This window comes from Streptomyces sp. DS1-CR2 (assembly GCF_055760475.1).
This window is the reverse complement of record NZ_CM147085.1, coordinates 5,619,979-5,633,607: the sequence shown is the minus strand read 5'-3', so window position 1 is coordinate 5,633,607 and position 13,629 is coordinate 5,619,979. Positions and strand designations below refer to the sequence as shown.

Sequence of the window (13,629 nt, the reverse complement as noted above, 5' to 3'; positions counted from 1 at the left end):
GCGGTTTTGCCGGAAGGGCCGGCGATAACCATGCGGATTCGCCACAACCGGACCGTGCCGATCCCGGTCGCGGTACCCCAGATCCGGTCATACGCTCCCAACTGTGACGCCGCCTCCGAGTCGCCCCCGTCCGGTACGGATAGCCGCGCGGTCGGCCGTGGCCGCCGTGCTCGCGCTCTGCTGGGCGCTGCTGCCCGCCACGGCCTCCCGCGCCGACGACCCCGTCACCCTGTCGAGAGCCGGCCAGATCACCGACAAGGTGGACGCCCTCCGAGACCGTGAGCCCGATGTCGCCTCGGCCCTCGACTCGCTCGACCGCAAGCGCAACACCCAGCTCTTCGTGGTCTATGTACGCGACTTCTCCGGCCGCTCCGCCCAGGACTGGGCCGACGACACGGCCTCCAGGAACGGCCTCGGCCTCAACGACGTACTCCTTGCCGTGGCCACGCACGACCGGCAGTACGCCTACTCCGTCGACCAGGACTCCCAGCTCACCGACGCGCAGCTCAAGGACGTCGCGCAGACCGCGATCGAACCGGCGCTGCGCAGGAACGACTGGGCGGGCGCCGCGATCGGCGCGGCGGGCGGCATCTCCGCCACCCTCGCGGGCAGCCCCGTCCCCACCCCGGCGATCACCCCGGGCCCGGCCGACCCCGGCGGCTCGGACACCGGTCCCAGCGCCGCCGACCTCGCCCTGCCCCTCATCGCGGTCGGCGGCGCGGGCGCCGTCGCGGCGTTCGCGTACACCCGGCGCAGGAGGCGTACGCGTACCCGCACCACCCCCGGCGGCGGCTGGGGCGGCGGGGGCACAGGATCGCGGGTCACGCCGCTGCCCGAGCTGGACAAGCAGGCCAGGCAGATGCTGGTGGAGAGCGACGACTCGATCCGCACCAGTACGGAGGAACTCGGCTTCGCCACCGCGCAGTTCGGCGAGGAGGCCGTCAAGCCGTTCACGGAGGCGGTGGAGTATGCGCAGTCGGAGCTGACGGCGGCCTTCCGACTGCGCCAGCAGCTCGACGACGTGTACCCCGAGGACGACGCGACGAAGCGGCTGATGCTGGACGAGATCATCAACCGCTGCACCGAGGCGGGGCGCAGGCTCGACGCCGAGGCCGCGGACTTCGACCGGCTGCGGGCCCTGGAGCGCACGGCTCCCGAGGCCCTCGCGCACGCGGAGCTCGCCTCCCTCGACCTGGCCGCCCGCACCACGACGGCCGAGGAGACGCTGACGGCGCTCGGCGCCCGCTACGCGCCGTCCGCGCTGCTTCCCGTGGCGGGCCACATCGAGCAGGCCAAGGACCGGCTGGTGTTCGCCACGACGAACCTCGAACAGGCGCGCAGTGGCGTCGACGCGGGCGACAACGGCAGGGCCGCGGTGTTCCTGCGGGCCGCCGAGTCGGCCCTCGACCAGGCGGGCACCTTCGTGGACGCGATCGACCGGCGCGGCCGTGAGCTGGCCGAGGCCGCCGAGAAGCTGCCGGCCGCGCTCACCGAGTCCGATTCCGACCTCGCGGACGCCCACGGACTGCTCGAAGGGACGACCGAAGGCGCGTCCACGGCCGGTCTGCGCGGGCGCATCGCTCGCGTGGAGACCGTCGCCGCTGGCGTGCGCAGGGAGATGGCCGCCGGCCCCTACGACCCGATCGACGCGTTGCGCCGCGTGGAGGAGGCCGACTCGGCGCTCGACGCTTCCCTCGACGAGGCGCGCGAACGCGAGTCGGGCACGGCCCGCGCGCGCTCCCTGCTCGACCAGGCGGAACTCACGGCCCGCAGCAGCGCCGGCGCCGCGTCGGACTTCATCACCACGCACCGCGGGGCGGTCGGCAGCGAGGCCCGTACGCGCCTGGCGGAGGCGCAGCGGCACCTGGAGTACGTCACGACGACGGCACAGGCGGATCCCGCGGCCGCCCTGGCCGGTGCCCAGCGGGCCGACGCACTGGCCCGGCAGGCGCAGCAGCTCGCCGAGCAGGATGTGCGGTCCTTCGGGAATCCGTACGACGGCGGCGGGCGCGGCGGCGGGGGCATGGGAGGCGCGGTGCTCGGCGGGATCATCCTCGGCGAACTGCTGGGCGGCGGGCGCGGGGGCGGGGGCTTCGGGGGCCGGGGCTTCGGGGGCGGGTTCGGCGGCGGCGGTCCGGGGAGTTTCGGCGGGGGCGGGACCCGTGGCCGCAGGGGCGGTGGCGGACGGTTCTGACCCGGCGGCATTCACCCAGTTCCCACGTAACTCCCTTGCACAAGGAGCACTCTCATGACCAAGCAGACCGTTCTCGGCCGCGTCGCCCAGCTCGCGAAGGCGAACGTCAACGCCCTTCTGGACGGTGCCGAGGACCCGCAGAAGATGCTCGACCAGCTGATCCGCGACTTCTCGAACAACATCGCCGAGGCCGAGCGGGCCGTGGCGGCGACCATCGGCAATCTGCGGATGATGGAGCAGGACCACAAGGAGGACGTCGAGGCGGCCGACGAGTGGGGCGGCAAGGCGCTCGCCGCGAGCAAGAAGGCCGACGAGCTGCGGACGGCGGGCAGCGCGGCGGAGGCCGACAAGTTCGACCACCTCGCCAAGGTGGCGCTCGGGCGGCAGCTGAGCTCCGAGAAGGGGGCGAAGGACGCCGAGCCGACGATCGCCGCACAGAACGAGGTCGTCGGAAAGCTGAAGTCCGGCCTCGACCAGATGAAGACGAAACTGATCGAACTCCAGTCGAAGCGCGATCAGTTGGTGGCGCGCTCGAAGACGGCGCAGGCCCAGAACCAGATGATGGACGCCGCCAAGAACATCAACGTCCTCGACCCGACGAGCGAGCTGAGCCGCTTCGAGGAGAAGGTGCGCCGCGAGGAGGCCAGGGCGCTGGGCAAGCAGGAGCTCGCCGACTCGTCGCTCGACGCGCAGTTCGAGCAGCTGGAGGGCCTCGGCGACACGGCCGAGATCGAGGCGCGCCTGGCGGCGCTCAAGACGTCCGCGTAAAGGCGGGAAGGCGGCGCGCCCGGTCAGTACAGGCTGAGCAGCGCCTCCGTCGGGTCCACGGCCGCCGAGTCGCCGTCCGGCAGCGGGAGTTCGAACCAGACGGTCTTGCCGCGCGGCGTCCTGCGCGAGCCCCAGGACGCGCTGAGCAGCCCGACGAGCTGAAGCCCGCGGCCGCCCTCGTCCGTGTCGCGGGCGCGGCGGCGGCGCGGCTGGACGAGGCCCGCGTCCCACACCTCGCACACGAGGGTGCGGTCGAGCAGGAGGCGCAGCCTGATGTCGCCCTCGCCGTACCGCAGGGCGTTGGTGACCAGCTCGCTGACCAGGAGTTCCGTCGTGTCGACGAGGGGCTCCAGGTCCCATTCGGTGAGCTTGGCGCGGGTGAACTCGCGGGCGCGGCCCACCGAGCGCGGCTCGCGCGGCAGCGTCCAGTCGCCGACGGCGTCGGCCGGCAGGCCCTGCACACGGGCCATGAGCAGCGCGATGTCGTCCTCGCCGTGGTGCGTGTCGAGCGTGGCCAGCACGTGGTCGCAGACGTCTTCGAGCGCGGGCGAGGGATCGTCCAGGGCGCTGCGGAACGCGGAGAGGCCCTCGTCGAGGGGATGGTCGCGGGACTCGACGAGCCCGTCGGTGTAGAGGGCGAGGAGTGAGCCCTCGGGCAGCTCGACCTCGACCTCCTCGAAGGGTTCCCCGCCGACGCCGAGGGGCATCCCCGGGGGTACGTCGAGCATGAGCGCGCCTTCGCCGGGCTCGACCAGGACGGGCGGCAGATGGCCCGCGTTGGCGAAGGTGCAGCGCCGGGTCACGGAGTCGTAGACCGCGTACACGCAGGTGGCGAGGTAGACCTCGGACAGGTCGGCGTCGCCGGTTCTGCGGGCGGCGCGGGTGGCCTGCTGGACGCCGCCGCGGGGGCCGAGGGCCGGCGACGACGGGCCGCCGGGCGCGCCGAGGCCACGGGCGATCTCGTCGAGCGCGGAGAGCACCTCGGCGGGTTCGAGGTCGAGGAGGGCCAGGGTCCGTACGGCGGTGCGCAGTTCGCCCATGGCGACGGCGGCGCGCAGGCCGCGGCCCATGACGTCGCCGACGACGAGCGCGGTTCTGTGCCCCGGCAGCTCGATGACGTCGAACCAGTCGCCGCCGACCTCGGTGGCCGCGTTGCCCGGCAGGTAGCGGCAGGCGATGTCGAGGCCGGACGCCTCGGGGTCGTCCGGCGGGAGCAGCGACCGCTGGAGTATCAGGGCGCGCTCGTGCTCACGCCGGTAGAGGCGGGCGTTGTCGATGCAGACGGCGGCGCGGGCGGCGAGTTCGACGGCGAGGGCGCGGTCGCGGTCGTTGAAGGGCTCGCTGCCCTTCGTACGGGCGAAGCGCGCGAGGCCGACGACGGTGTCGTGGGCGACCATCGGCACGGCCAGCGTGGACTGGACGAGGCCGCCGGACGCGGCGGGGACGAACTGGGGGCGGGCGGTGCGCAGGGCGTCCGCGCAGGGCGAGTTGAAGGAGTAGCGGTGGACGGCCCCGACCTCGACGACCCCGTCACCGCCGGCTGCTTCGAGGTACGGCACGTCGGCGACGGCGCTCGCGGCGGCGACCCTGCGCAGCTCGGCGCTGCCGTCGGCGAGGCTGCGGCTGTTGAGCGCCGACTCGTCGCCCGCGAGGAGGCCCTGGTAGAGGTCGACGGACGCGAGGTCGCAGAAGCCGGGGACGACGACGTCGAGGAGCTCGCGGGCGGTGGTCTCCAGGTCGAGCGAGTTGCCTATGCGGGCGCCCGCCTCGTTGAGGAGGGCGAGGTTGCGGCGGGCGTGGGCCGCCTCGCGGGCGGCGGCGTGCCGCCGGGTGACGTCGGTGGCGAGCCCGGCGACGCCGATGGGCCGGCCGCTGCCGCTGTGCACACGGTAGAGGTTGATCGACCAGTGGCGACGCTCGGCGGAGTCTGGCGCGGGCCCGACGAGCTGCATGTCGGTGACGGAATCGCCGGTCTCCAGGACGCGGCGCAGCGCGGCCTGCACGCGGTCGGCCTCGCCGCGGGGCAGATAGTCGTGGACGGTGCGGCCGCGGTGGTCGTCGGCCCGGCCGCCGAAGACAGCGGCGAAGGGCCGGTTGGCCCGCTGCACCTTCAGGTCGGTGCCGAACAGCAGGAAGCCGAAGGGAGATTGGCCGAAAATGGCCTGCGAAGCGGCGAGGTCCGTCTCGATACGGCGCAGGGCGCGGACATCGACGACGATGCAGACGGCGGCACGCTCGCCGGACTCCGTCTCGGTCGGCATCACATAGACCTCGGCGATCCCCTCCGTATAGGGCTCGGGGAGGTGCCGGCCGGGGCTGTGCTGATCAGGGACGCGCGGATCGCGCTCGTCGGACCCGGCACCGCCCGAGTCCGACGCCCGGCCCCTCGGCATCCGGAAGGGGACGACGCCGGTCCACTCGCGGCCGTCGAGGATCTCCGCCATCTTGCGGTGGCCGCGCTCGCGCAGTTCCGTGGAGACGAAGGCCTCGATGGGGTCCTTGCCCACGGCTTCCTGCGCACGGACGCCGAAGAGCTGCGTCGCGCGCCGGCTCCACTGGTCGATCAGGCCGTCGGGGCCGATGGAGAAGGAGGCCACCTTGATGTAGTCGTACATGGAGCCGGGCGGACTGGTCTGCCATGTCTCGGCCCGGGGCGGGGCTGCCGCATCGCGCGCGGCCGTCCCGCCCGAGGTGTCCCCGGACGACGTGGCCTTCGCTGGTATCTCGCTCACGCGAACCGTCCCCTCCAGCTCACCGCGTCCGGCACCGGTCACCGGGGCAGCTGCCCGCAGTATCCAGCACTACGGAGCCGCGCAACACGGTGTTCACGATCACACCACGGTCCCGACGCTTTTTGGCCCGTCCGCGCGTAACAGGACGACAACCAGATCCGCGACTGTTCCGTGACTTTTCCTGGCCGGCCTCGTCGCCGGTCGGCATGCTCCCTGTCTCCTAACCAGGGAGGGTTCCTCTTAACCGGCGCGACGCCACCGGTTCCGGCCGCCGCGTCCAGCCGCTGTTTCCGGCCGCCGTTTCCGGCCGTCGGATCCGGCCGCTGTTTCCGGCCGCCGGGTCCAGCCGCTGTTATGGCCGCCCTCAGTGCCAACCGGGCAGCGACAGTTCGAACCACACCGTCTTGCCCGCGTCACCGGGCCGCGTGCCCCACCGCCGCGCGGACCCCGCGACCAGCTGGAGTCCCCGTCCGCTCTCCTCGTCCGGTCCCGCGACCCGCTCCAGTGGCGGATCCGGAAGAGGATCGGAGACCTCCACCCGCAGGGTGTGCGCCGGCTCCGCCGACCGCAGGAGACGTACGCCGATGGGGCCGGAAGCGTGCCGGAGGGCGTTGGTCACCAGCTCACTGACGAGCAGTTCGGTGACATCGCCGAGCGAATCGAGACCCCAGACGCCGAGCTGGCCGCGGACCGCGGCACGAGCGGAACGGACTGCGCCCGGCTCCTCGGGGAAGACCCACTCGGCGCACTCCCCGTCGGTGTCGATCACGCCGATCACTTCCCAGGCAGCAGTAGAACCCCCCGTCCACCCCTTCGGATCACGTCCGATTTCGTAGGGTTAATCGGGATATACCCGGGTGGGCGTAGGGGCTACCGTCTCACGCGAACACTCCGCGAACGGAGCACGCGGGGCGCCCGGCCGGCGGCACGACAGGTGACACAACCCGCGGCGCGGCGGGCTCTGCGGAGAGGTCACCCGGCGTACGGATCACGGCTGCCGCGCCGCGAGCACCGCCTTCACCGCCGGCACGTCCTGGTCGAGCCAGCCCACGGACCAGATCTCGTCGGGCCCGAGCCAGCGCAGGTCGTCGTGGTCCTCCAGGGGGCGCGGCCGGCCGGACAGCAGGCGCGCGGTCCATACCCGCAGCACGTATCCGGGCTTCAGGGGCCACTCCCCCGGGACGCGCGCCACGAGCTCGGCGCCGATCCCGAGCTCCTCGCGCAGTTCCCGTACGAGCGCCTGCTTCGGGTCCTCGCCGGATTCGACCTTGCCGCCGGGGAGTTCCCAGCGGCCCGCCAGTTCGGGGGGCGCACTGCGTCGTGCGGCGAGCAGGCGGCCGCTGTCGTGGAGGGCCGCCGCGACGACGACGGTCGGTTCAGTCATGTGCCGGAGCCTACGGCCGCGGACGGGAACGTCAGCGCGCGGTGCCGTTCTGCGCCTGGCCGAGACGCTCGACCCAGTAGAGCTGCTTGTGGCCGCGGTCATCGAGACTGTCGGCGATCTGCTGGGCTTCCGCCCTGGTCGCGTACCTGCCGACGCGATAGCGGTTGCCGTTGTCGTCCTGGCGTATGACGAGCCACACAAGCGTGGTCGTGCCCTCGTTCATGTCGCCCCTCCACTCCCCGACCCCGGCTCGCACAGCGCCCCGCTTTCTGAGGAAACCCCACTCCGCATATGCCCGAGCGTACGCCTGACCTTCACGCAGCGGATACGCATTGGCACAAAGAGATACGCAACCAGCCAATCCGCAGGGGGCGCACTCCGAAGAGTGCGCCCCCTGGACGTTCCGTGGCTTCCCCGCTCCGGGCGTCAGCCCGTACGCACCGTCGGCATCGGCATGAGCACCGGTCCCTCTTGCGGCTCCTTGCGGCAGACGTCGCCGCACTCCGCGTCGAGCGAGCAGCACAGCGAGCAGATCGGGCCCGACTGGACGGGGCAGTCCGCGATGTCGGGGAGTTCGTACGCCGTCTCGCAGACGCTGCACGTGTGGGTCGCGGTGATGTCGGCGATCTCGACGTCGGGGCCGTTCACGGGGTTGGGCCTGGCCAGGTAGTACTTGCCCTTGGTGGCCCAGGCGATCAACGGGCAGAGCGTCAGGGCGAGTCCGGCCGCGATGAACGTCGAGAAGGCCTCCGCGTACTCACCGAACACTCCGAAGAACGCGACGATCGAGACGGTCGACGCGATCACCATGGCGCCGAAGCCGGCCGGGTTCACGGCGTACAGATAGGCCCGCTTGAACTCGATGTACTTGGGGCTCCAGCCGACCCGCTTGTTGATGACGAGGTCGGCGGCGACGGCCGCGATCCAGGCGATGCCCACGTTCGAGTAGAAGCCGAGCAGCTTGTTCAGGGCCGCGAACATGTTCATCTCCATCAGCGTCAGCGCGATGGCGAGGTTGAGGAAGATGTACCAGACGCGGCCCGGGTGCCGGTGGGTGATGCGGGAGAAGAAGTTCGACCAGGACAGCGAGCCGCTGTAGGCGTTGGTCACGTTGATCTTGATCTGGGAGACGACCACGAAGAGCGCGGCGGCGGGCAGGGCGACCGAGCCGAGCCACGGCTTGAGGGCCTCGACCTGCGGCGCGATGGGTTCCAGCGCGTGGGTCCTGCCGACCGCTTCGAGGGCTACGAAGGCGAGGAGCGCGCCGCCGAGTTGTTTCGCGGCGCCGATGATCACCCAGCCGGGTCCGGCCGCGAGAACGGCCAGATTCCATCGCTTGCGGTTCTGCTCGGTCTTCGCCGGCATGAATCGCAGATAGTCGGCCTGCTCGCCGATCTGCGCGATGAGGGAGAGCGCGACGCCGGTGCCGAGGCCGAAGCCGAGCCAGGAGAACCCGCTGCCCGCGCCCTCCGTGCCGCCGAAGTGGGTGAAGTCGCCGAAGGAGCCCGGCGAGTGGAAGGCCAGGATCACGAAGGGCAGGACGAGCCCGATGAGCCAGACCGGCTGCGTCCACGCCTGCACCTTGGCGAGCGCGCCCATGCCGCGGAACACGATCGGGATGACGATGAGCGTGGTCAGCAAGTAGCCGACGGGCAGCGGCAGTCCGACGACCTCGTGCATGGCCTGCGCCATGATCGAGCCTTCGAGCGCGAAGAAGATGAAGGTGAACGAGGCGTAGATGAGGGACGTGAGCGTCGAGCCGAAGTAGCCGAAGCCCGCGCCCCGGGTGATGAGGTCCATGTCCAGGCCGTACTTGGCGCAGGCGCGGGCGATGGGGATGCCGGTCAGGAAGATGATCGCCGCCGCGCACAGGATCGAGGCGAGCCCGCTCGTGAAGCCGTACGTGAAGACGATGGAGGCGCCGATCGCGAAGTCGGCGAGATAGGCGATGCCGCCGAGCGCGGTGGACGCGACCATGGTCGGTGACCAGCGCCGGTAGGAGTGGGGCGCGTAGCGCAGCGAGAAGTCCTCGCGGCTCTCGTCCGCGGCGAGCTTGGCGTAGCTGCGCCGCGGCGCGGCTGCCTCGGTGTCACGGGTGACCGTGTCCGTCATGAGGGTTCCTGTCGTCCGGCCGATTGCGGGTACGGACGGAAGTTAGGAGCCGTGCATGACAATGCGGGTCAGCCGGTGATTACCCCGGCGTTACGGGAGGCGGCGGCACGTTAAGTCGTGGTCACGCCTCGCGGACAGGGCGTTCGCGTATCGGTCACTTCACGGGCAGGTGGTATGCGATCCGGTACCGGTCGGCGGGGACGACGACGTCCGCCGTCTCGACCGGTCTGCCCGACGCGAAGTACGTGCGCTGGATGACGAGGACGACATGGCCGGGCACTCCGCCGAGCGCCATGAGCTCCTCGGCGAGGCCGGGGCGGGCGCCGACCTCCTCCGTCACGTTGTCCACGATCACGTCGATGGCGGACATGCGCTCGACGACGCCGCAGCCGCCGAGGGGGCCTTCCTCGGGGAGCATCACGGGGGTGCGCCCCGTGACCGCCAGGGGCTCCCAGGAGGTGGAGAGCATCATGACCTCTCCCGCGTCCCGGTAGACGTACTTCGTGCACATCACGCGGTCTCCGGCGCGGACGCCGAGGCGCTCGGCGATGGCGCTGCTCGCCTCGGCCTGCTCGCTGCGGGACTCCCAGGTGCCGCGCGCCGTTTCGTCGGCCTGCTCCTGCTTGAAGGGCGTGGAGCCGCTGACCGGCCGGTATCCGGAGCGGGCGACGCGGCGCGGGACCGGCGTCTCGCGCACATACGTGCCCGACCCCGAGCGTCCCTCGACGAGTCCTTCGGCCATCAGCACCTTGCGGGCTTCGAGGGCGACGGTGTCCGAGACGCCGTACTCCTCGCGGATCCTGGCCTGTGAGGGGAGGCGGGTGTGCGGTGGCAGCGATCCATTGACGATCTTCTTGCGAAGATCACCCGCGACGCGCAGATACGCCGGCTGCTCACCGAATGTCACTGGCTGTACTCCCTACGACCCATGGTGACCCATCAGATTGACAGACAGCAACAGCGTCGCAACCCTGGGTTGTACGCCGCAAGCAAAGGCCAAAGAATCACTCGAAGTGATGACATGCGCGGCCGCAGGCCTTTACGCAGGGAGTTTCTCCCGGTAAGGGAATCCTTACACCCTGGCGTCGAGCAATCCTCGACCGGCCGTCGACCTTCCGTCGACCTTCCGTCGACCTTCCGTCGAGGCAGGGCGCGGCATGCGACACCCCCGCCATCCGTGGGACCTCCATCGCGGGTTGCCCGACTCCCGGCCGGGGCCGCCCGCATCGTCGGTTGCGTGACCCGACCCCGCCGATCCCCCGCCCGCCTCACCGTCCTCCTCGCGCTCGCGGTGCTCGGCGCCTCACCGGGCGCGGCCCTGGCGACGCCCGGCCCCGGCCCGGCACCCGCCGCACCCGCCCCCGTGCCCGCGGGCTCCCCCTCGGAGGCCTCCGAGGCAGCCTGCACCGGCGACCCCGCCTGGGCCCCGGCCGCCACCCGTATCGACCCCGCGAACACCTCTCACGCGTACACCGGCAACGGATATCTCGGCGTGCGCGTCCCCCCGTCCGGCGCAGGCTACGCCGAGCCCGGCGACAGGACCGGCTGGCCGCTCTACACGCCGCGCTACGACGGGGCGTTCGCCACCGGGCTCTACGCGCGCGGGCCCGAGAACACGGCGCACCGCGAGGCCATCGCCGCGCTGCCGAACTGGACCGCGCTCGACCTGACGGTGGGCGACGAGACGTACGGCCCGACGAGCCGGATCTCGCACTACCGGCAGACCCTCAGCCTGCGCTGCGGATTCGTGCGTACGTCGCTGACCTGGACGCACAAGGACGGCCGGCGTACCGATCTGACGTACGACGTGCTGGCCGACCGCTCCCACGCGCACACCGGAGCGGTGCGGCTGCGCGTCACGCCGCACTGGAGCGGTGAGGCGACCGTCACCGACCGGATCGACGGGCGGGGCGCGCGCCGGATCGCGCCCACCGGCGGCGGCCCCGCGGGCAAGCGCACGATGGCGGTGGGCTTCCGCACGGACGGCACCCGCCAGGACGGCGTCGTCGCCTCCACCCTGCGCGCACCCGGCCGCACCCACCCGGCGGGCCACACCGGCACGTTGACGAACCAACAGTCCGCCACGTTCTCCGTCGACACCGGCCGCGCGTACACCGTCACCAAGTACGTCGGCGTGGACACGGCCCTCACCTCTCGCACCCCGTACGACTCGGCCGTCGGCGCCTCCCAGCAGGCGGCCGCAGCCGGATGGGACCAGCTGTTCGGCGAACACACCGCGGCCTGGCGGACGTTGTGGACATCGGACATCGAGGTGCCGGACCGGCCCGAGATCCAGCAGCAGGTGCGGGCCGCGCGGTACGGGCTCCTCACGGCGGTGCGCGCCGGTGGCCGCGACAGCATCGCGCCCGCCGGGCTCACCAGCGACGCCTACGCGGGCATGATCTTCTGGGACGCCGAGACGTGGATGTTCCCCGCGCTGCTCGCGGACCGGCCCGACCTGGCGCGCCCCGTCCTCGAATACCGCTACCGCACGCGCGAGGCGGCCGCCGACAACGCCCGCAAGACGTCGGTCAAGGGCCTCATGTACCCGTGGACCAGCGCGAGCCGCGGCGCCCTGTGGACGGAGTGCCAGAGCTGGCAGCCGCCGCACTGCGTCACCCAGAACCACCTCCAGGGCGACATCGCGCTCGCCGCCTGGCAGTACTACCTGGCCACGGGCGACCGCGCCTGGCTGCGCTCGCGCGGCTGGCCACTCCTCAAGGGCCTTGCGGAGTACTGGACTTCACGCGTCACGAAGAACGCCGACGGCTCGTACTCCATCAAGGACGTCGCGGGCCCCGACGAGTACAGCAACGGCGTCGACGACGGGGTCTACACGAACGCCGTCGCGGCCACGGCCCTGCGCTCCGCCGCCCGCGCCGCCCGGCTCGTGGGCGCCGCGCCCCCGGCCGCGTGGACGGCCATCGCCGACGGGCTCCGCATCCCGTACGACCCGAAGCGCAGGATCTTCCTCCAGTACGAGGGCTACAACGGCTCGACGATCAAGCAGGCCGACGCGGTCCTGCTGCTGTACCCGCTGGACTGGAAGCCGATGCCGAAGGGCGCGGCGGCGGCGACCCTCGACTACTACGTCGCGCACACCGACCCGGACGGGCCCGCGATGACGGACTCCGTGCACGCCGTGGCCTCCGCGTCGATCGGGGAGCCGGGCTGTGCCACGTACACGTTCCTGCGGCGCGCCTCGAAGCCGTTCTTCCGTGAGCCGTTCGGGCTGTTCTCGGAGGCGCGCGGCACGAAGGCGGGATCCAGTGACCCGCTCGCGGGCACGCCCGCCCAGGACTTCCTGACCGGGAAGGGCGGCTTCCTCCAGGTGTTCACGCACGGCCTGACCGGCCTGCGCCTCGAGGAGGACGCCCTGCGCCTGGACCCGTCGCTGCCGCCGCAGCTCGGCAGGGGCGTGACGCTGCGCGGGCTGACCTGGCGTGGACGCACGTACGACATCGCGATCGGGCCGGCGCGTACGACGGTCAGGCTGACCGCGGGCGAGCCGTTCCCCGTCGTCACGCCCACCGGACGCGCCACGGTCGACCGCGGCGGGCTCGTCCTGCGCACCCGGCGCCCCGACCTCGAACCCACCTCCGACCTGGCCCGCTGCCGCGCCGCGACGGCGACGTCCGAGGAGCCGGGCCTGTACGCGGAGGCGGCGGTGGACGGCAACCCGGTCACCGCCTGGCAGCCGGCGACCGCGCACGCCTCCCTCACGGTCGACCTCGGCCGGACGGGAAAGGTCTCCGGCGTCGACGTGACGGGCACGCGCGCGTACGCGGTGACGACGTCCGCCGACGGGGCGACGTGGCGGGCCTTCACGCCGGGGCGGACGGCCCGGTTCGTACGGGTCACCGAGGATGGCGAAAGGCCCGAACCCGTCAAGGAGTTGAGGGTGAGGTAGGGCCCTGCCGCCGACCGGCAGGGCCCCAGGCGGCCGGGCGCCGTGCGCGGCCTCACACCGCGCGACGGTACCCGGCGGCCGATGGTCCGGCCCCTCTCCCGGGAGGCTCCCGGCGCGCCTCGTAGGGCTCAGTCCTCGATCACCGGATTGCACGGGGAGAGGAACGGGTCCAGGCGTTCCTCGACGAGGCCCCTGCGTATGACGCGGACGCGGAACGCGTTCTCGGCGTTCGGGATGTCGGCTTCGTCGGAGCGGTCGTGGAGCAGGCCCCACGAGCCGGGGAAGCGCCGGGCGATGTAGGCCACCAGTTCGTCCAGCTGCTCGGCCTCGTAGCCCTTGTGGTTGGTCTGGCCGGTGGCGGTGACGACGGGCAGCCCGTTGAAGACGTCGAGCACGACCTTGCAGCTGGAGGACCACTGGACCGCGTCGATCCGTGCGCGCAGCTCCTCGACGCCCGACCTCAGAGACTGCGCGTCGTCCTCGTACGGGTCCTCGGAGATCCCGAACCAGCCATGGAACTCGTACATGC

Annotated in this window: 10 protein-coding genes; 3 read left to right on the top strand and 7 right to left on the bottom strand. The window is 72.0% G+C overall.

Annotation, left to right across the window (positions count from 1 at the left end; all coding sequences use genetic code 11):
* The first annotated feature begins 103 nt into the window (after positions 1 to 103).
* Together ACY0PA_RS27030 and ACY0PA_RS27025 are read left to right on the top strand one after the other, a co-directional pair.
* Positions 104 to 2,194 (top strand): TPM domain-containing protein, encoded by a 2,091-nt coding sequence (locus ACY0PA_RS27030; protein WP_473080199.1) that lies wholly within the window; start codon positions 104 to 106, stop codon positions 2,192 to 2,194.
* Positions 2,195 to 2,248: 54 nt separating this feature from the next.
* On the top strand, positions 2,249 to 2,962 hold the full coding sequence (locus tag ACY0PA_RS27025) for a PspA/IM30 family protein (RefSeq protein WP_473080198.1): 714 nt from the start codon (positions 2,249 to 2,251) through the stop codon (positions 2,960 to 2,962).
* A gap of 23 nt (positions 2,963 to 2,985) precedes the next feature.
* Here the strand turns inward: ACY0PA_RS27025 and ACY0PA_RS27020 are convergent, their stop codons facing one another.
* The 6 genes from ACY0PA_RS27020 to ACY0PA_RS26995 form a co-directional block, all read right to left on the bottom strand.
* Positions 2,986 to 5,694: a SpoIIE family protein phosphatase gene (locus ACY0PA_RS27020; RefSeq protein WP_473080197.1), complete on the bottom strand. Its 2,709-nt coding sequence runs from the start codon at positions 5,692 to 5,694 to the stop codon at positions 2,986 to 2,988.
* A gap of 364 nt (positions 5,695 to 6,058) precedes the next feature.
* A complete protein-coding gene (locus ACY0PA_RS27015; protein ID WP_473080196.1) occupies positions 6,059 to 6,472 on the bottom strand; it encodes an ATP-binding protein in 414 nt (137 codons plus the stop codon).
* A 210-nt stretch (positions 6,473 to 6,682) separates the two neighbouring features.
* Complete coding sequence (locus ACY0PA_RS27010) at positions 6,683 to 7,078, bottom strand: (deoxy)nucleoside triphosphate pyrophosphohydrolase (RefSeq protein ID WP_473080195.1); 396 nt, start codon at positions 7,076 to 7,078, stop codon at positions 6,683 to 6,685.
* Positions 7,079 to 7,109: 31 nt separating this feature from the next.
* Positions 7,110 to 7,301 (bottom strand): SPOR domain-containing protein, encoded by a 192-nt coding sequence (locus ACY0PA_RS27005; protein ID WP_100596587.1) that lies wholly within the window; start codon positions 7,299 to 7,301, stop codon positions 7,110 to 7,112.
* Between the two features lie 203 nt (positions 7,302 to 7,504).
* Positions 7,505 to 9,190 (bottom strand): purine-cytosine permease family protein, encoded by a 1,686-nt coding sequence (locus ACY0PA_RS27000; RefSeq protein WP_473080194.1) that lies wholly within the window; start codon positions 9,188 to 9,190, stop codon positions 7,505 to 7,507.
* A 154-nt stretch (positions 9,191 to 9,344) separates the two neighbouring features.
* Positions 9,345 to 10,097 (bottom strand): GntR family transcriptional regulator, encoded by a 753-nt coding sequence (locus tag ACY0PA_RS26995; protein ID WP_356277055.1) that lies wholly within the window; start codon positions 10,095 to 10,097, stop codon positions 9,345 to 9,347.
* Between the two features lie 330 nt (positions 10,098 to 10,427).
* Between ACY0PA_RS26995 and ACY0PA_RS26990 the strand changes: the two genes are divergently transcribed.
* Positions 10,428 to 13,100: a discoidin domain-containing protein gene (locus ACY0PA_RS26990; RefSeq protein WP_473080193.1), complete on the top strand. Its 2,673-nt coding sequence runs from the start codon at positions 10,428 to 10,430 to the stop codon at positions 13,098 to 13,100.
* A gap of 128 nt (positions 13,101 to 13,228) precedes the next feature.
* On the opposite strand, the gene ACY0PA_RS26985 is transcribed toward ACY0PA_RS26990, so the two are convergent.
* A complete protein-coding gene (locus ACY0PA_RS26985) occupies positions 13,229 to 13,627 on the bottom strand; it encodes an Imm7 family immunity protein (protein WP_473080192.1) in 399 nt (132 codons plus the stop codon).
* Between the last annotated feature and the right edge of the window lie 2 nt (positions 13,628 to 13,629).